Source organism: Achromobacter spanius (genome assembly GCF_003994415.1).
Classification (GTDB): domain Bacteria; phylum Pseudomonadota; class Gammaproteobacteria; order Burkholderiales; family Burkholderiaceae_B; genus Achromobacter; species Achromobacter spanius_C.
Genome location: NZ_CP034689.1, coordinates 2,682,219 through 2,700,631, shown reverse-complemented (window position 1 = coordinate 2,700,631; position 18,413 = coordinate 2,682,219). Strand labels below are relative to the sequence as shown.

The window sequence follows — 18,413 nt, the reverse complement described above, 5'->3', positions numbered from 1 at the left end:
TTCGTTTCGGCCACACCCGAGAGCTTTGCACAAACTGGCGGTGAATTCCGATGCTGATTCCACGAATGGATGAGGGTCGTCGTTCGTAGAATTCTTGCAATAGATTCCTTGGCTTCGCCCTTCACCCGTCACATGTCCTATCCGGCCTTCTCCCATCGTCAAACCGTTGCTGAGCCGGGTCGGCTCGCGGCTAGCCATTCGCCGGCCCATCTACGAGCCACTGCCCATCTTTATGGGGTCGAAACCGTACCGCTTGAGCGCGCGCGCGTACTGGCCATAGGCTGTGGCGCTGGCGAAGGGTTGCTGCCGTTCGCATTCGCCTATCCGAATGCGCAAGCTGTAGGAGTAGATAGCAGCGAACACTTGATCGCGCGAGGAACGGCGGCAGCTCAAGGAATGGGCGTTACCAATATCGCCCTGTACGTCGGAGAGGCCACCGACCTTGGCACCCAACTGGGCGTGTTCGACTACATCGTCGTAACCGGCTTATATAGTTACCTGCCGCCGGATGCGGCACAAGCGCTGCTTGAAGCGTGCGGCAAGCTCCTTTCGCCTCTTGGCCTGCTATATGTAGATAACCCCGTATATCCCGGCGCCAAGGCGCTGGACGTCGTGCGCGACGCGATCATGCTGCACGGCCACGCAGCGCAGACACAGGCGGAACTGCATCAAAGTGCCCGCGCCGCGCTGGCGTTGTTCAAGGACGGTATGTCGGCGTCCAACTCCCAGGCCGCGACGCTGAACGCCGCGGCGACCTGGTTTGACCGGGCACTAGCCGACCTACCTACTGGCGCCCCCGCAACCCCCAATCCACTTGCCTGCAACCCCAGTTACTTTGTCGAGATCGCGGGACGAGCTACAGAAGCCGGGCTGGCTTATGTCGGAGACGCGCAGCCGCTTAGCGAGATTCCACTGAATTTCGGCCAAGGTGTGTCGCTGAACCACAGTCTGCTGGCAATGGGGCAGCCCGCCGGCGTCCGCCAGCAATACCTGGACTTTGCGACAGGCCGTGCCTTCCGCCAATCCCTTTGGGTGACGCAAGAACGCGCCACGGGTATCCACGGCAAGCCAGAACTCGACCGCTTGCGCGATTTGCGCTTTGCATCCGGCTTGACCCGCCTGGCGGCGAATGGCCAACAAACCGGCGCCACTTATATCAACCACCTTGGACGGGCGCTAGTCACCCACGACAACGACGTGGTGACGGTTGTGGACACCCTGGCGCACGCATGGCCTGCATCACTGCCCCACAGCACGTTGCTGGCGGTACTGATGCACCGCAATCAACAAGACGACGCGCAGGCAGGCAAGGCGCTGGACCGCGCCATACGCGCATTGATGGAAAACGACCTGACGCATTACTGCCTGGACGCGGGACCTTACGAGCGGGAGGATGAGTGCGAAAGCGCTCTGCGGCCTTTACCGTGCCTGGACTTGTCACAACAAGCCCTGGCCGACGCGCCGTGGCCGCAATTCAACCTCTGGCATGAGCCTGTATTGCTGACGCGCTCTGATGCGCAGACGGCGACACTACAGGCCATGGCCTCCGGCCTGCGACCAGACGAGGCCACAATGGCCGGGCAGGCAGTTGATCTTGGAGAGGTGGCGGAATGTCTCTCGCTGGCCAAACGTTATGGATTGGTGCAGGGGTCGCCGAGATCGTGGTGTCGGATGCTGCACGCCACGCTGGTAGCAACGGGAGGCAAGGCGCCGCTGTTTGGCATGTATGTCGGAGCGCAGGCATGTCTGAGCCTCTACACACGCGTCCTTACCCAGTCGGGGCACCAGCCAAATCCTGGTTCTGCAATCCTCCCTCAGGCCAAGCAGTTACACGAACTGATGAGGCGCCAGGCGTACTTGGACGCCGAACCCATTGCGCGGCGCCTGACCCGAACCGCACCCAGATTCTGGGACGCGTGGGAAGCGTTGGCGATCGCGCTCTTTAGCACCGCACGCTTGAACGAAGCCATCCTGCCAACCTTGAACATGGTTGAGCTGGCACCAGCCGATGCCCAAAGCTACGTCATTCTGTCCGCGCTGATGACACGATTGGGCCGCACGTCAGAGTCCATTGGCGCCGGTCGGCGCGCCGTCGAACTGGATCCTGGCAGCGCGGAAACACATTCAGCGCTTGCGGATGGTCTGGCGGCCGAACGGCGCTATAAGGAAGCGGAAGAGAGCAATCGCCGCGCGATTGCTCTGAATCCCCAGCATCGCAAGGCGCGAGTCAATCTATGCAAAACGCTGATCGATGCCGGAGAGGTCGCTGCGTCCGTCGACGCCGCGCGTGAGACGGTGGCTGCGTTTCCTAACGACAGAATGCCACGCAACAACCTGTTGTTCGCGCTTAACTACTCTGATAGCCACTCCGCCGAGGAGGTATTCGCAGCCTATCGCGACTACGACACCGACCTGTGTCTGGCATTGCGGTCCAACTGGAAACCGCACAAAAACAGCCGCCAAACACAGCGAAAGTTGAAGGTTGGGTATGTGTCGCCGGACTTTCGCCAGCATTCGGGCAACTACTTTATCGAGCCACTGTTCGCGCACCACGACCGTGCGAATTTTGAGCTGACCGCTTATGCCGAACTCGTCAACCCGGACGCCACCAGTACTCGGCTGAGAACCTATTTCGACCATTGGGTGCCCACGGCAACGCTCACTGACGCCCAACTGGCCGAGCGCATCCGCGCAGATGGCATCGATATCCTCATCGACGTTGCAGGGCATACCGCCGACAATCGACTGAGCACCTTCGCCCGTAAGCCCGCTCCGGTGTCACTGACTTGGCTGGGTTTCGGCTACACCACCGGGCTCTCCGCAATTGACTACATCCTGACGGATGCAGCAATGGTGCCCGAAGGCAGTGAGCATCTGTTCTCCGAAAAGCCGTGGCGGCTTGAACAAAGCAATTTCGTCTACCGGCCCAACCCCGCCATGGGCGACTTCGGCCCACTGCCCGCACTGGCCAACGGCTATGTCACGCTGGGTTCACTAACCCGCGCGATCCGCATGAATGATCGTACGATTCGCGTGTGGTCCGAGATTCTGCGACGCCTGCCACAAGGCCGCCTAGTGGTCGACAGCAACAGCTATCGTGACAAGCCCACACAAGAACGTCTGATCGCGCGCTTTGAAGCACAGGGCATTGATCGGTCGCGGTTGATGATCGGTTGCCACAGCCCACCCTGGGACGTGCTGCGCAACATGGACATCGGCTTGGACTGTTTCCCCCACAACTCCGGCGTCACATTGGTCGAAACGTTATACATGGGCGTGCCCTACATCACGCTGGCCGACCGCCCCAGCGTCGGCCGCATCGGCAGTTCCATTCTGCACGGCATCGGCCGCCCGGAATGGATAGCCCAGACCGAAGAGGAATACATCCAGAAGGTCGTGACACTAGCCAGCGATCTTCCGGCATTGGCGAACACCCGCGCCAACCTGCGCGCGGAAATGCACGCAAGCCCCTTGATGGACGAACCCGCGTTCGCCCGCAAGTTCGAAACCGCCCTGCGCGGCATGTTCAACACCTGGTGCGAATCCCAAGCATGAAAGCCATCATTCTTGCCGGGGGCCTGGGCACCCGGATCTCTGAAGAAACCCACACGCGCCCCAAGCCGATGATCGAGATCGGCGGGCGGCCCATCCTGTGGCACATCATGAAGACCTATTCCGCCCACGGCGTGAACGACTTCGTGATCTGCTGCGGCTACAAGGGCTACATGATCAAGGAGTACTTCGCCAACTACTTCCTGCACATGTCGGATGTCACCTTCGACATGGCCGACAACCGCATGGAAGTTCACCAGCGAAAGGCGGAGCCTTGGCGCGTGACGCTCGTCGACACCGGCGAAACCACGATGACCGGGGGCCGGCTGAAGAGAGTGACTGATTACGTGAAGGACGAAGAAGCCTTCTGCTTTACATACGGCGATGGAGTTGCCGACATAGACATCAGCGCGCTACTCGCGTTCCACCGCGACCATGGAAGGCAAGCAACCGTGACCGCGGTACAACCTCCAGGCCGATACGGTGCACTGCGACGCGAAGGCAACCGCGTAACCGGCTTCACGGAAAAGCCTCGCGGCGACGGCGGGCTGATCAATGGCGGCTTCTTCGTTCTATCGCCTAGCGTGTTGTCGTTGATCGAGGGCGATGACACGAGTTGGGAAGCTGCGCCCCTGGAATCATTGAGCCGCAGCGGCCAACTGCATGCCTATGAACACTTGGGCTTCTGGCAGCCCATGGACACGCTCCGTGAAAAAAACCTGCTTGAGTCGCTTTGGAACTCTGGCGAGGCGCCTTGGAAGGTTTGGTGAGGGGGTCATTTGCCAGCCAATAACCAAAGTCCCTTGAAACAATCGCGGGAAGGGACGGCAGTGCGCCGTCCCGATTCAGCAGCGTTCACTTGATGATCAGGCCCTGCCCCGTCGGCAGTTCCAATACCCGATAACCCCGTTCCGCGAACCAGGGATCTTCGGCGTCCTTTTGCGCACGGTAAGCGAGCCAGCCATAGTCGTCCAGAAGGAGCACGGCACCAGGCACCATTCGATCAAACAGTACATCAAGCGCTCCGACTTCCGCGTCAGCATTGTTCAAGTCGAGATGCATGAATGCGATCTTTTTAGGTGCGACATCCTCCAGGACATCGGGAACCTTGCCTTGCGTAACGGTTACGTTGGGTAGGTCGGAAAACCTTTCTTTCACCCAGCCATACAACTCCTTGCTGTGCTCCGGCATGGCATGGTGGGGCAAGTTGGGGGCGTGTTCGAAAAGGTCGTAAAGGTAATAGTGGCGATCTTGAAGCGACCCAAAGTCGATCGCATCGCAGACGATTCGTGCCGTCGTGCCTTTATAGCAGGCGCACTCGACGAAATCTCCCTCCAGGCGCAAGCCGTTTCGCACCCCCCAGAGCACGACTGAAATTCGCCACAACACGGCCTGCTCCACTTCGGTAGCTGCATGCTTTTTGAAGGCATCCATCAGCTTCTGGTCTTCCAAAAACCCCAGATTCCGGTGATAGGTGAAGAGGTTGTCGCCGGCGTAGGTGCCCGCGAGAACGTTCACTCCATCCATGGCAGATTGGATTCCCTGAAAGAACTTTGATGGATCTTTCAGCCCAAAAAACACCGTTTTCAAATGGTTGTTGCTCATGTTCGACTTCTTAGTGAATGGGGGCGTCTAAGTACGGAGTACGGGCAGAGTGCTCGCGGAATATCAACGGAAATGTTACCGGACCAGCATCCTCCGCTTGCCGGAAAACTAGGGGTTGATTTCTATACTGATCCATCTATTGGCGAACGCTTACCTGCTTAGAATGCCCACACTACAAAGAGTCCATTCCCTCACTTTTCATCAATCAAGAATGCCGCCTGCTTCTTATTTGCGGCAGAACCACTCATGACCGGGTCCATTGCGCCTCCCCCCCCCTTCTGGCGCGGCAAACGCGTTCTGCTGACTGGCCACACGGGCTTCAAGGGCGGCTGGCTGGCGATCTGGCTGCATCGCCTGGGTGCTCAGGTCACTGGCATCGCATTGCCGCCCTGCACCGAGCCCAGCCTGTACCGGGCCGCCCGCGTCGGCGACCTGGTCGACAGCCGTTATTGCGACATCCGCGACGCTGCGGCGCTGCGCGAACAGGTGGTCGCCGTCCAGCCGGACATCGTGCTACACCTGGCCGCGCAGGCCCTGGTCCGCCCGAGCTACGCGCAGCCGGTAGAGACTTTCGCCACCAACATCATGGGCACGGCCCATCTGCTGGATGCCCTGCGCGCCGCGCCGTCGGCCCGGGCCGCCGTCATGGTCACGACCGACAAGGTCTACCGCAACAATGAATGGCCCTATCCCTACCGCGAGAACGACACGCTGGGCGGGCATGATCCCTACAGCGCCAGCAAGGCGGCCAGCGAACTGGTCATCGCCTCGTACCGCGACGCCTTTCTGCAGGGCCAGGGACTGGCAATCGCCAGCGCGCGCGCCGGCAATGTGATCGGCGGCGGCGACTGGTCCCAGGACCGCCTGCTGCCCGACGCCGTGCGCGCCTGGCGCGGCAATGGCGAACTGCATGTCCGGCGGCCGCAGTCCGTCCGTCCGTGGCAACACGTGCTGGAACCACTGGCCGGCTACCTAACCCTGGCGCAGGCGCTGTGGGACACGCCGGCGCTGGCGGACGCCTACAACTTCGGCCCCCACGCCGGCGAAGCCGCGCCGGTGCGCACCGTGGTGGATCTGGCCCAGGCCACATATGGCCAGGGCAGCACCCGCTACGCAGACCAGGTCGAAGGCCCGCACGAGGCCGACCTGCTCACCCTAGACACGTCCAAGGCCCGCGCAACGCTGAACGTAGCGCCCCGTTGGCCGTTGGCGCAGGCCGTCGCACGCAGCATAGACTGGTATCGCCGCTTTGATGCGGGCGAGCACGCGCGAGACCTGTGCAACGCCGATATCGACCTGTACGAGTCGCGCCCATGAGCCTGGACATTGTCGATACGCCGCTTGCCGGCCTGAAGATCGTGCAGCGCCACCCGCGCGGCGACGCGCGCGGCTTCCTGGCGCGCCTGTTCGACGCGGCCGACCTGCGCACCTGTGGCTGGCACGGCCGAATCGAGCAGGTGAACCACACCTCTACTGCGCGGTCCGGCACGATACGCGGCATGCACTATCAATTGCCGCCCCATGCGGAAATGAAGCTGGTGAGTTGCATCCGCGGCGCTGTGTGGGACGTGGCCATCGACCTGCGCGAAGGCTCGCCCACCTTTCTTCAGTGGCATGCCGAGCACCTGTCCGCCGACAACGGCCGCGCGCTGTTGATCCCGGAAGGCTTCGCTCACGGTTTTCAAACCCTGACCGACGACGTCGACATGCTCTATTGCCATTCCGCGCCGTATGCGCCCCAGTCCGAGGCCGGCCTGCACTGCCAGGACGCCCGACTGGGTATCGTCTGGCCCCTTCCCCTTACCCAAGTGTCCGAGCGTGATCAGCAACATCCTCGCGTGGACACTGCATTTCCGGGAGTCGCACTGTGAAGTGCCGTCATTGCCAGGCTGAATTGCGCCTGCCTTTCCTGGACCTGGGCCACGCGCCCCCGTCCAATGCCTACCTGAGCGCCACTGCCCTGCGCGGCCCCGAGACCTGGTTTCCGCTGCGCATTCTGGTGTGCGAAACGTGCTGGCTGGTCCAAACCGAAGACCACGCCGGTCGCGAAGCGTTGTTCACCGACGACTATGCCTACTTCAGTTCGTTTTCGTCTTCCTGGCTGGCCCATTCGCGCCGCTATGTGGATGAGATGATCGGCCGGTTCGGCCTGAACGCCAGCAGCATGGTCACCGAAATCGCCGCCAACGATGGCTATCTGCTGCAGTACGTGCAGGCGGCCGGCATCCTTTGCTATGGGGTCGAACCCACGGCCAGCACCGCGCAAGCCGCCCGCGAGCGCGGTATCGACATCGTGCAGCGGTTCTTTGGCGTGGAACTCGGCGACGAGTTGGCCGAACAGGGCCGCGCGGCGGACTTGATCGCTGCCAACAATGTGCTGGCGCACGTGCCGGACATCAATGATTTCGTCTCCGGCTTCGCGGCGCTGCTCAAGCCGCAGGGCGTGGCCACGTTCGAATTTCCGCACTTGCTGCGCATGGTGCAGGAAAGTCAGTTCGACACCGCCTACCACGAGCATTACTCCTACCTGTCTTTGACCGCCGTGTCGCGGATCTTCGCCGCCAACGGGCTGGCGGTGTTTGACGTAGAGCCTCTTTCCACCCACGGCGGCAGCCTGCGCGTCTTTGCGCAACGCCTGGACACGGGCAAGCATGACGTCACCGCCGACGTGGCGCGCACCTTGGCCGAAGAGCAGCAGGCCGGCATGACCAGCCCCGCCTTCTATTCGCGCTTCCAGGAACAGGCCGAACGCGTCAAGAACGACCTGCTGGCCTTCCTGGTGGAACTGCGCCGCAGCGGCAAACGCATCGCCGCATATGGCGCGGCCGCCAAAGGCAACACGCTGCTGAATTTCGCCGGCGTGCGTCCCGACCTGCTTGCCTACGTGGTCGACCTGAACCCCGCGAAACAAGACAAGTACCTGCCCGGCAGCCACATTCCCATCGTCGCGGAAGCCACGCTTCGGGAAGACAAGCCCGAGTACATCCTGATCCTGCCGTGGAACCTGAAGACCGAGGTGTCGGCGCAGCTGGACTACGCGCGCCGTGAATGGAACGCGAAGCTGGTCACGGCCATTCCATCCTTGTCCATCGAGAGCGCGGCGCAGTAATGCATAAACAGCCGGACAGACAACCGGACAAACAACCGGACAAGCCGCCGGTCACGGTGTTGGGCGCCACGGGCTTCATCGGCCGGCATCTTGTCGCGCGCCTGCGCGCGGACGGCACGCCTTGCGAAGCGCCGCCTCGCCAAGACCCGTCGCTGTTGACCCGGCCCTTGGGCCACGTCGTCTACGCCATCGGTCTGACCTCGGATTTCCGCAGCCGGCCGTTGGACACTGTGGAGGCGCATGTCTGCCTGCTGCGCAGCCTGCTTGCGGCCGGCAACTTCGATAGCCTGACCTACCTGTCCAGCACGCGGGTCTACGCCGGCTCTGCCGATACGCGCGAAAGCGCCACGCTTGCCGTCAACCCAAATGACCCGAGCGACCTATACAACCTGTCCAAGCTCATGGGTGAATCGCTGTGCCTGCACGGTGGCCGCAGCGGGGCCAAGGTGGCGCGCCTGTCCAACATCGTGGGCCTGCGCGATACGCCCGACAGCTTTATCGACCAATTGCTGGAAGAAGGCGCGCGCGGCAACGGCATTACGCTGCGCACCTCGCTTTCTTCACGCAAGGACTATCTCTACATTGACGACGCGGTGACGCAAATACTGGCTATTGCGCAATCAGAAGTCGCCCGCGGCATCTTCAACGTGGCGCATGGCGCAAGCGTCGACAACCGCGAAGTTGCCCACTGGTTGCAACACACGCTGGGCTATCGCTGCAACGTGGCGCCCGGTGCACCCGAATGGGCCTTTGCCGATGTAGACGTGAACCGCATCCAGGCGCTTTGCGGCGTTGCGCCGCGCGCCTTCTCCGACTATTTCCCGAATTTTCTGGCGCAGTACCGCCTGCACAAAGGAATCTGAATGTCCTACCTTGAAACCACGCCCGACGCGCACCCCGACTACCGCCAGGAAAAAGAAGCCCGCATTGCCGGCTTCGCCACCGACCAGGAATTCCGCGAGCTGTCCATTGCGTGGCGCCAGATGGCGCTGGAACGCAAGTACATGAACAACTTCTCGTGGGCCGGCCGACCGCTGATCCAACTGCCCATGGACGCCATGGCAATGCAAGAGCTGATCTGGGCCGTGAAGCCGGACCTGATCATTGAAACGGGCATTGCGCACGGCGGATCGCTGATGCTGTCGGCGTCCATGCTGCAATTGCTGGGCGTGGGCGAAGTGGTGGGCGTGGACATCGAGATCCGCGAGCACAACCGCAAGGCGATCGAAGCGCATCCGCTGGCGCAGCGTATCCACCTGATTGAAGGGTCCAGCATTGATCCCGCGACCATCGCTCAAGTGCGCGCACATGCCGAGGGCAAGAAGAACATCATGGTCTGCCTGGATTCCAACCACACGCACGAGCACGTGCTGGCGGAACTGAATGCCTACGCCGATCTGGTCAGCGTCGGCAGCTACTGCGTGGTCTTCGACACCTTCGTGGAAGACATGCCCGCCGACTACGAATGGCCGGGCCGTCACTGGGGCAAGGGCAACAACCCCAAGACCGCAGTGTGGGAATGGATCAAGCAGCACCCCGAGTTCGAGATCGACCGCTCGGTGGAAGACCGCCTGCTGGTCACGTCCGCACCGGACGGTTTTCTGCGCCGCAAGGCCTGACGAGCCAGGCGACATTGTGATTCTGATCGATCCCACCGCACGCGTGTCGCCGCTTGCCGACATCGAGGATTCCACGCGCGGCACACGTATCGTGGTCGGCCCCAGGGCCGTGGTCGATTCCTTTGTCAAGGTCAAGCCCGCAGGCGGATCGGGCGATGTGGAGATCGGGCCGGAATGCGTCATCAATTCCGGCTGCGTGCTCTACACCGGTAACGGTATCCGCATGGGTGCGCGCGTGGCGGTTGCGGCGAACTGCACGTTCGCTCCCGCCAACCACGAGTTCCGCCGCCGTGACTTGCCAATCCGTGAGCAGGGCTTCCGTCCCAGCAAGGGCGGCATCGTAATTGAAGACGACGTGTGGATCGGCGCCAACTGCGTTTTGCTGGATGGGGCGATCCTGCGCCAGGGCTGCGTGATTGCGGCGGGCACGATTGTGCGCGGCGAAGTCGCGGCATTTTCGATACAGGGCGGAAACCCCATGGCGGTGCTGGGCTGGCGCGAAGATAGCGGCGCCTGAATGGGCGTGGCGGCATCGTGCGGCCCAGGCGTTCCATTCGGGCCATTCGTCACATTGGCCCCGGGCGGTCCCAGTTGGCCCCGTTCAGCCCTCTCGGTCCAGTAGGTTCACTCAGCCCTTGAGGTCAAGCCACGCGCCAACAGGCTAAGTCGCCCGCATCAACCGGGCCCCTACGCCCAATCCTCACCAAACCGCACTTTTTCCACGCTATTCCCCTTTTGAGGTACTTGCCGCTTCCCTCATAATTGCCGTCGCACCGCTTTTGTATCTATATTTTTCAGCCCCATGACCGCCACGCCCCCCGATCCTTTCGCTACGCAGTACGACAGCACGACGGATCCAGATGCCACGGCACCGGTCGATGATGCGCAGACCCAGCGTCTGCGCGAAGAGAACCGCGCATTGCGCGAATTGCTGGCCGCCCAGGTGCAGTCCATTGCTCCCACGCCCCCACCCGCCAAATCGGGCTGCCTGCGCCGCATCGGCTGGGCGCTGATTTCGGCGCCGGGCGCCGCGCTGGTGGGTTGGCGTGCCCTATTCTGGCGCGAGGATGCTCCGCCGATGACCGGGCGCCGGGTCGGTTCGGCGACGCTGACCGTGCTGTACACGCTGGCCATCTATGCTGCGTTGGTGCTGCTGGTGGTGTCCTGGAATGCGCCGAACAATGGCATCGCAGGGCCTGGCACCACGGGTGCGGTCAGTTCGGGCCGCGTACCGCTGACGCGCCTGCCCCTCGTGCCCGCTAACGAGGCGCCCAGCGATTGGGATACGTCAGGGCCCCCCCCTGTACTGAGTCCGCGCACGCAAGACGCGCCGACCGCCAATCCGGAACCCGACAAGGCGCCGCACGTCGCGCAGGCGGCGCCCGCGCCTGTCGCCCCGGAAGAAACTGGCACGGCTCCGGCCGATGGGCACACAAGCGAAAGTCCGGCCGCGAACGACGCATCAGGCGCGACATCGGCCGCGGCATCAAGCACGACATCAACCGCGCCGCAGCCCACGCTGCACATTACCGAGATTCCGGCGGAAAACCCCTTGGCCTGGGTCGATACCTTGAAAGATGCATTGGCGCGTTGCGCCGAGCTGGGTTTTTTTGAACGACCGAATTGCGCATGGGAAGCACGCAGGCAATTCTGCGAGCCGAATCAGGGCTGGGGCGTCGTGAAGGAATGCCCTGCCCGGCCCTGACTTTGATTAGCCTGGCTTTGATTGGCCAGGCTTTGCTATCCCTGCCTTGATCAGGCATCAACTCACGCCCCATCGCTGTCACATCCCGGCCACGTAAAAACCCGACAATTCTTTGCACCAAAACCGCAAACCTGCGTAATAATGCGACATGTTTGATTTGGCTAGGTCACATCGGCTTCGCCGTAGCGCCTGCCGCCAGCTTTCCTCTACAAGGACACAAACCATGGATTCCATCAGCAGCACCGTCAACGCCGCCCTGGCCTTGCAAGACGTGAACCTTACGCAGGAAGTCCAGGCCCGCGTGCTGAAGAAGGCGCTGAACGCGCAAGCCGACACCGCGCTGACGCTGATGCAGTCCGTCGCCCCGATGGCCGTTGACGCCACGCTGGGCTCGCGCATCAACACGCACGCCTGATCGCGAACACCTGAACTCCGCGCCGCCCAGCACAGGGCGGCATCGGATAAAAAAAGCGCTGGTCCTTTTACAAGGCCAGCGCTTTTTGCATTGCGGCGTCAGTGTGTGAGGCGGCGCATGCGACGGCAAGCGCCGCAACACGCTACCCACCACACGTTTACTTCTTCTTCATCGGCGGCAAATCGGTGCAGACGCCTTCCGCCACTTCAGCCGCCATGCCCACCGATTCACCCAGCGTCGGGTGCGGGTGGATGGTCTTGGCGATGTCGACCACGTCGGCGCCCATTTCCACGGCCAGGGCCAGTTCGCTGATCAGGTCGCCAGCGTGGGTGCCCACGATGCTGCCGCCCAGGATGCGATGCGTTTCCGCGTCGAAAATCAGCTTGGTGAAACCTTCGTCGCGGCCGTTGGCGATGGCGCGGCCGGAAGCCGCCCACGGGAACACGCCCTTCTCGATCTTGATGCCTTGCTTCTTGGCCTCGTCTTCGGTCAGGCCCACCCATGCCACTTCCGGATCGGTGTAGGCCACCGACGGAATGACGCGCGCGTCAAAGAACGACTTCTGGCCGGCGGCGGCTTCCGCTGCCACGTGGCCTTCGTGCACGGCCTTGTGCGCCAGCATCGGCTGGCCGACGATGTCGCCAATGGCGTAGATGTGCGGCACGTTGGTGCGCATCTGGCGATCGACCTCGATGAACCCGCGGTCGGTCACGGCGATGCCCGCCTTGTCGGCGCCGATCTTCTTGCCGTTGGGGCTGCGGCCCACGGCTTGCAGAACGAGGTCGTAGCGTTGCGGTTCCTTGGGCGCGCCCTCGCCTTCGAAGGTGACGTAGATGCCGTCTTTCTTGGCTTCGGCGCCCACGGTCTTGGTCTTCAACATGATGTTGTCGAAGCGGTAGGCGTTTTTCTTTTGCCAGACCTTGACCAGGTCGCGGTCGGCGCCTTGCATCAGGCCGTCCAGCATTTCCACGACGTCCAGGCGTGCGCCCAACGTGGAGTACACCGTGCCCATTTCCAGGCCGATGATGCCGCCGCCCACGATCAACATCTTCTTGGGCACTTCACGCAGCAGCAATGCGCCGGTGGAGTCGACGACGCGGTCGTCCTTGGGCATGAACGGCAGCTTCACCGACTGGCTGCCGGCGGCGATGATGGCTTGCTTGAAGCGCAGCGTCTGCGTCTTGCCGTCGGCGGACGTCACGGTCAGGTGGTAGGGGTCGGCGAATTCGCCCACGCCCGTCACCACGGTGACCTTGCGCGCCTTCGCCATGCCGGCCAGGCCGCCGGTCAGCTTGGCGACCACGCTGTCCTTGTAACCGCGCAGCTTGTCCAGGTCGATCTTGGGTTCGCCAAAGCTGATGCCGTGGGCAGCCAGCTCGCGCGCTTCGTCGATGACGGCGGCGTTGTGCAACAGCGCCTTGGACGGAATGCAGCCCACGTTCAGGCAGACGCCGCCCAGCGTTTGGTAGCGTTCGACCAGGACCACGGACAGGCCCAGGTCGGCAGCGCGGAAGGCGGCGGAATAGCCGCCGGGGCCCGCGCCCAGCACCAGCATGTCGTATTCACCGTCGGCCGAACCCTTGAAGCTGGATGCGGCGGGTGCCGCGGCCTTGGCGGCCGGAGCCGCAGCGGCTTCGGCCTTCTTGGGGGCTTCAGCAGCTTTGGGGGCTTCCTTGGTCGGGGCATCTTTCGCCGGGGCGTCCTTGGCGGCCGGCGCGGCGGCGGCATCAGATGCCTCCACTTCCAGCACCACCGCGCCTTCCGCGACCTTGTCGCCGACCTTGACCGCAATGGACTTCACCACGCCGCCTTGCGACGCGGGGATTTCCATCGAAGCCTTGTCGGACTCAACGGTGATCAGGCTTTGTTCGGCCTTGATCGTGTCGCCCACGGCGACCAGCACTTCGATGACTTCCACTTCCTTGAAGTCACCGATGTCCGGCACTTTGATTTGAACGGTATTGCTCATAGGGCTCCCCGTTTACAGCGCGATGCGGCGGAAGTCGGCCAGCAAGGCGCCCAGATAGGCGTTGAAGCGGGCAGCGGAGGCGCCGTCGATGACGCGGTGGTCGTACGACAGCGACAGCGGCACCATCAGGCGCGGCACGAACTGCTTGCCGTCCCAGACGGGCTTGTGCGACGAACGCGACACACCCAGGATGGCCACTTCGGGCGCGTTGATGATGGGCGTGAAGGACGTGCCACCGATACCGCCCAAGGACGAAATCGAGAAGCAGCCGCCCTGCATTTCCGCGGGCGAGATCTTGCCGTCGCGCGCCTTCTTGGACAGGTCCGTCATTTCCTGGGCGATCTGCAAGATGCCCTTCTTGTCGGCGTCGCGGATCACCGGCACCACCAGCCCGTTGGGCGTGTCGGCGGCGAAACCGATGTGGTAGTACTGCTTCAACACCAGGTTGTCGCCGTCCAGCGACGCGTTGAACTCGGGGAATTTCTTCAGGCCCGCGACCACGGCCTTGATCAGGAAGGCCAGCATCGTGACCTTGATGCCCGACTTCTCGTTTTCCTTGTTCAGCGTGACGCGCAGCGCTTCCAGGTCGGTGATGTCCGCTTCGTCGTTGTTGGTGACGTGCGGGATCATGACCCAGTTGCGGTGCAGGTTCGCGCCAGAAATCTTCTTGATGCGCGACAGCGGCTTGGCTTCGATCGGGCCGAACTTGGTGAAGTCGACCTTCGGCCACGGCAACAGGCCCAGCGCGGCGCCATCGGCCGAACCACCGGCAGCGGCGGTTGCGGGGCCGGCGGCCAGCGCTTGCTTGACGAAACCGCGCACGTCGTCGGCGGTGATGCGTTCCTTGGGACCCGAACCCTTGACCTTGCTGAGGTTCACGCCCAGTTCGCGCGCGAATTTGCGCACGGAAGGCGAAGCGTGCGGCAGTTGCCCGGGCTTCAGGTTGGGGTCTTCCAGCGCGGCGGCGGGTGCCGGACGCGAAGCAGGAGCGGCGGCGGGCGCTTCAGCCTTGGATTCTGCTTTCGCTTCGGTCTTGGCTTCGGCCTGGGCTTCCGGCTTGGCAGCAGGCGCAGCGCCGGCGTCGCCTTCAACGACGACCACAACCGAACCCTTGGCGACCTTGTCGCCCACCTTGACCTTCACCTCCTTGACCACGCCGCCTTGCGACGCCGGGATCTCCATCGAGGCCTTGTCGGACTCCACGGTGATCAGGCTTTGTTCGGCCTTGATGGTGTCGCCCACGGCAACCATCACTTCGATGACTTCCACTTCCTTGAAGTCGCCGATGTCCGGCACTTCGATATTGACCGGGCCGCTGGCGGCGGCAGACGCGGCGGCTTCGGCCTTGGCGGCGGGGGCAGCGGCAGCGGCCTGCTTCGGCTCTTCTTTAGCAGCGGCCTTGGGGGCTTCTTCCTTGGCGGCCGGGGCGGCGCCCGAGCCTTCGGCTTCCACTTCCAGCACGACCGCGCCTTCGGCGACCTTGTCGCCGACCTTCACGGTGATGGACTTCACCACGCCGCCTTGCGACGCGGGAATTTCCATCGAAGCCTTGTCGGATTCCACGGTGATCAGGCTTTGTTCGGCCTTGATCGTGTCGCCCACCGCCACCAACACCTCAATGACTTCCACTTCCTTGAAGTCGCCGATGTCGGGAACCTTGATTTGCACGATGTTGCTCATGTCTCTTTACCCTCAGGCGTATTGCGGGTTGGCTTTGTTCGGATTGATGCCGTACTTCTTGATGGCTTCCGCCACCTTGGCCATCGGAACCTTGCCTTCGTCGGCCAGCGCGCGCAGCGCGGCAACCACGACAAAGTGGCGATCCACTTCGAAGTGCTCACGCAGCTTGGAGCGGAAGTCCGAGCGGCCGAAACCGTCGGTGCCCAGCACCTTGTATTCGCGGCCCTTGGGCACGAACGGACGGATCTGGTCGGCAAACAACTTCATGTAGTCGGTCGACGCGATGATCGGGCCTTCGGTCTTGGCCAGCTGTTCCGTGACGTAAGCCACTTGCGGCTTCTTTTCTTCAGGGTGCAGCATGTTGTGGCGCTCGGCGTCCAGGCCGTTACGGCGCAGTTCGGTGAAGCTGGTGACGCTCCAGATGTCCGAGGCCACGCCCCAATCGGCGTCCAGCAGTTCCTGCGCCGCCATGACTTCGCGCAGGATCGTGCCCGAACCCATCAGTTGCACGCGGTTCTTGCCCTTGCCGTGCGACTTCAGCTTGTACATGCCCTTGATGATGCCTTCCTCGTCGCCCTGGGTCAGACCGGGCTGCGGGTAGTTTTCGTTCATCACCGTCAGGTAGTAATAGACGTTTTCCTGGTCTTCCACCATGCGCTTCAAGCCATGCTGGATGATCACGGCCAGCTCATGGCCGAACGTCGGGTCGTACGACACGCAGTTCGGAATGGTGGACGCCAGGATGTGGCTGTGGCCGTCTTCGTGCTGCAGGCCTTCGCCGTTCAGCGTCGTGCGGCCGGCGGTGCCGCCCAACAGGAAGCCGCGCGCCTGCATGTCGCCCGCTGCCCAGGCCAGATCGCCAATGCGCTGGAACCCGAACATCGAGTAGTAGATGAAGAACGGAATCATGATGCGGTTGTTCGAGGAATACGACGTGGCCGCCGCAATCCACGAGCTCATTGCACCCGCTTCGTTGATGCCTTCCTGCAGCAGTTGGCCGTCGGCCGATTCCTTGTAGTACATGACCTGGTCTTTATCGACCGGGATGTACTTCTGGCCTTCCGGCGCATAGATACCTATCTGGCGGAACAGGCCTTCCATGCCGAAGGTACGCGATTCGTCGGCCAGAATCGGCACCACGCGCGGGCCGAGTTCCTTGTCGCGCAGCACCTGGTTCAGGATGCGCACGAAGGCTTGGGTGGTGGAGATTTCACGGCCTTCGGCGGTGGGTTCCAGCACGGCCTTGAAGGCGTCCAGCGCGGGGGCCTTGAGTTGCTCGTCGGCCTTGGCGCGGCGGCGCGGCAGATAGCCGCCCAGCGCGGCGCGGCGCTCGTGCAGGTACTTCATTTCGGGCGAATCATCGGCCGGCTTGAAGTACGGCAGGTCTTCCAGTTGGTCGTCCGGAATCGGGATGCCGAAGCGGTCGCGGAATTCGCGGATGGATTCCAGTTCCAGCTTCTTTTGCTGGTGGGTCGGGTTCTTGGCCTGGCCCACGTGGCCCATGCCGTAGCCCTTGATGGTCTTGGCCAGGATGACGGTGGGTTGGCCGGTGTGGCTGGTGGCGGCGTCAAACGCGGCGTACACCTTGTGGGGGTCGTGACCGCCACGGTTCAGGCGCCAGATGTCTTCGTCGCTCATGCGCGAGACGGCTTCCAGCAGCTTGGGGTGCTTGCCAAAGAAATGTTCGCGAACGAATTTGCCGTCGTTGGCCTTGTACGCCTGGTACTCGCCGTCAACGGTGTCTTCCATGATCTGGCGCAGGATGCCTTCCTTGTCGTGCGCGAGCAGCGGATCCCAGTAGCCGCCCCAGATCAGCTTGATCACGTTCCAGCCCGAACCACGGAAGTCGCCTTCCAGTTCCTGGATGATCTTGCCGTTGCCGCGCACCGGACCGTCCAGGCGTTGCAGGTTGCAGTTCACCACGAAGATCAGGTTGTCGAGCTTTTCACGAGCAGCAAGCGCGATGGCGCCCAGCGATTCGGGTTCGTCCATTTCGCCGTCGCCGCAGAACACCCAGACCTTGCGGTTGCTGGTGTCGGCAATGCCGCGGGCGTGCAGATACTTCAGGAAGCGGGCTTGATAGATGGCCATCAGCGGGCCCAGGCCCATCGACACCGTCGGGAACTGCCAGAACTCCGGCATCAGCTTCGGGTGCGGGTACGACGACAGACCCTTGCCGTCCACTTCCTGGCGGAAGTGGTTCAGCTGTTCTTCGGTCAGGCGGCCTTCAAGATAGGCGCGGCCGTACATGCCGGGGGACGTGTGGCCCTGGAAGTAGACCAGGTCGCCGCCGTGGCCTTCGTCTTCGGCGTGCCAGAAGTGGTTCTGGCCGCAGCCGATCATGGTGGCCAGCGAGGCGAACGACGCGATGTGGCCGCCCAGGTCGCCGCCGTCCGGCGGGTTGTGCTTGTTGGCCTTGACGACCATGGCCATGGCGTTCCAGCGCACGTACGAACGGATGCGCGATTCCAGTTCCAGGTTGCCCGGATGCGCCGGCTCCAGGCCGGGCGGAATCGTGTTGACGTAAGCGGTATTTGGCGAGAACGGGATGTGGGCGCCGGAACGACGGGCTTCGTCGATCAGGCGTTCCAGCAGGTAGTGCGCGCGCTGCGGCCCTTCGCGATCAAGGACTGCCGCCAGGGCTTCGAGCCACTCCTGGGTTTCAAGGGTGTCTTCGTCGTTGGCAGCCTGCGGGGCGCCAGCCTGGGCGAAAGAGGACATCGTGTGTCTCCTGTTGGGGTTCGTTCGTGACCACACCC

General features: G+C 62.7%; 14 protein-coding genes. 10 read left to right on the top strand and 4 right to left on the bottom strand.

Annotated elements, in window-relative coordinates:
* Positions 1-108 precede the first annotated feature (108 nt).
* Together ELS24_RS12475 and rfbF are read left to right on the top strand one after the other, a co-directional pair.
* Positions 109-3,555, top strand: coding sequence for a bifunctional class I SAM-dependent methyltransferase/glycosyltransferase (locus ELS24_RS12475; RefSeq protein WP_240669498.1), 3,447 nt, complete (start codon positions 109-111; stop codon positions 3,553-3,555).
* A complete protein-coding gene (rfbF, locus tag ELS24_RS12470) occupies positions 3,552-4,322 on the top strand; it encodes a glucose-1-phosphate cytidylyltransferase (protein WP_127184304.1) in 771 nt (256 codons plus the stop codon). The genes ELS24_RS12475 and rfbF overlap by 4 nt, the downstream gene beginning before the upstream one ends.
* Before the next feature lie 85 nt (positions 4,323-4,407).
* Here the strand turns inward: rfbF and ELS24_RS12465 are convergent, their stop codons facing one another.
* Positions 4,408-5,157, bottom strand: coding sequence for a class I SAM-dependent methyltransferase (locus tag ELS24_RS12465; RefSeq protein ID WP_127184303.1), 750 nt, complete (start codon positions 5,155-5,157; stop codon positions 4,408-4,410).
* A gap of 246 nt (positions 5,158-5,403) precedes the next feature.
* On the opposite strand from ELS24_RS12465, the gene rfbG reads away from it, so the two are divergent.
* The 8 genes from rfbG (at position 5,404) to ELS24_RS12425 (ending at position 12,005) form a co-directional block, all read left to right on the top strand.
* Positions 5,404-6,474 carry a CDP-glucose 4,6-dehydratase gene (gene rfbG / locus ELS24_RS12460; protein ID WP_127184302.1) on the top strand — a complete coding sequence of 357 codons (1,071 nt, stop codon included), beginning with the start codon at positions 5,404-5,406 and terminating at the stop codon, positions 6,472-6,474.
* Positions 6,471-7,028, top strand: coding sequence for a dTDP-4-dehydrorhamnose 3,5-epimerase family protein (locus ELS24_RS12455; protein WP_127184301.1), 558 nt, complete (start codon positions 6,471-6,473; stop codon positions 7,026-7,028). The genes rfbG and ELS24_RS12455 overlap by 4 nt, the downstream gene beginning before the upstream one ends.
* The gene (locus tag ELS24_RS12450) at positions 7,025-8,266 is read left to right on the top strand and encodes a class I SAM-dependent methyltransferase (protein WP_127184300.1); all 1,242 of its coding nucleotides are present in this window, start codon (positions 7,025-7,027) and stop codon (positions 8,264-8,266) included. The genes ELS24_RS12455 and ELS24_RS12450 overlap by 4 nt, the downstream gene beginning before the upstream one ends.
* Positions 8,266-9,129 (top strand): NAD-dependent epimerase/dehydratase family protein, encoded by an 864-nt coding sequence (locus ELS24_RS12445; RefSeq protein ID WP_240669497.1) that lies wholly within the window; start codon positions 8,266-8,268, stop codon positions 9,127-9,129. The genes ELS24_RS12450 and ELS24_RS12445 overlap by 1 nt, the downstream gene beginning before the upstream one ends.
* Positions 9,130-9,885: a cephalosporin hydroxylase family protein gene (locus ELS24_RS12440; RefSeq protein WP_127184298.1), complete on the top strand. Its 756-nt coding sequence runs from the start codon at positions 9,130-9,132 to the stop codon at positions 9,883-9,885.
* 16 nt (positions 9,886-9,901) lie between these two features.
* On the top strand, positions 9,902-10,402 hold the full coding sequence (locus ELS24_RS12435) for an acyltransferase (RefSeq protein WP_127184297.1): 501 nt from the start codon (positions 9,902-9,904) through the stop codon (positions 10,400-10,402).
* 285 nt (positions 10,403-10,687) lie between these two features.
* Positions 10,688-11,590 carry a hypothetical protein gene (locus ELS24_RS12430; RefSeq protein ID WP_127184296.1) on the top strand — a complete coding sequence of 301 codons (903 nt, stop codon included), beginning with the start codon at positions 10,688-10,690 and terminating at the stop codon, positions 11,588-11,590.
* 223 nt (positions 11,591-11,813) lie between these two features.
* On the top strand, positions 11,814-12,005 hold the full coding sequence (locus ELS24_RS12425; protein WP_050448982.1) for a putative motility protein: 192 nt from the start codon (positions 11,814-11,816) through the stop codon (positions 12,003-12,005).
* Positions 12,006-12,162: 157 nt separating this feature from the next.
* Here the strand turns inward: ELS24_RS12425 and lpdA are convergent, their stop codons facing one another.
* Genes lpdA through aceE form a run of 3 tightly spaced genes read right to left on the bottom strand, consistent with a single transcriptional unit; the run spans position 12,163 to position 18,375 of the window.
* The gene (gene lpdA / locus ELS24_RS12420; protein WP_127184295.1) at positions 12,163-13,974 is read right to left on the bottom strand and encodes a dihydrolipoyl dehydrogenase; all 1,812 of its coding nucleotides are present in this window, start codon (positions 13,972-13,974) and stop codon (positions 12,163-12,165) included.
* 12 nt (positions 13,975-13,986) lie between these two features.
* Positions 13,987-15,654, bottom strand: coding sequence for a dihydrolipoyllysine-residue acetyltransferase (aceF, locus tag ELS24_RS12415; protein ID WP_127184294.1), 1,668 nt, complete (start codon positions 15,652-15,654; stop codon positions 13,987-13,989).
* A 12-nt stretch (positions 15,655-15,666) separates the two neighbouring features.
* The gene (gene aceE / locus ELS24_RS12410) at positions 15,667-18,375 is read right to left on the bottom strand and encodes a pyruvate dehydrogenase (acetyl-transferring), homodimeric type (protein ID WP_127184293.1); all 2,709 of its coding nucleotides are present in this window, start codon (positions 18,373-18,375) and stop codon (positions 15,667-15,669) included.
* Between the last annotated feature and the right edge of the window lie 38 nt (positions 18,376-18,413).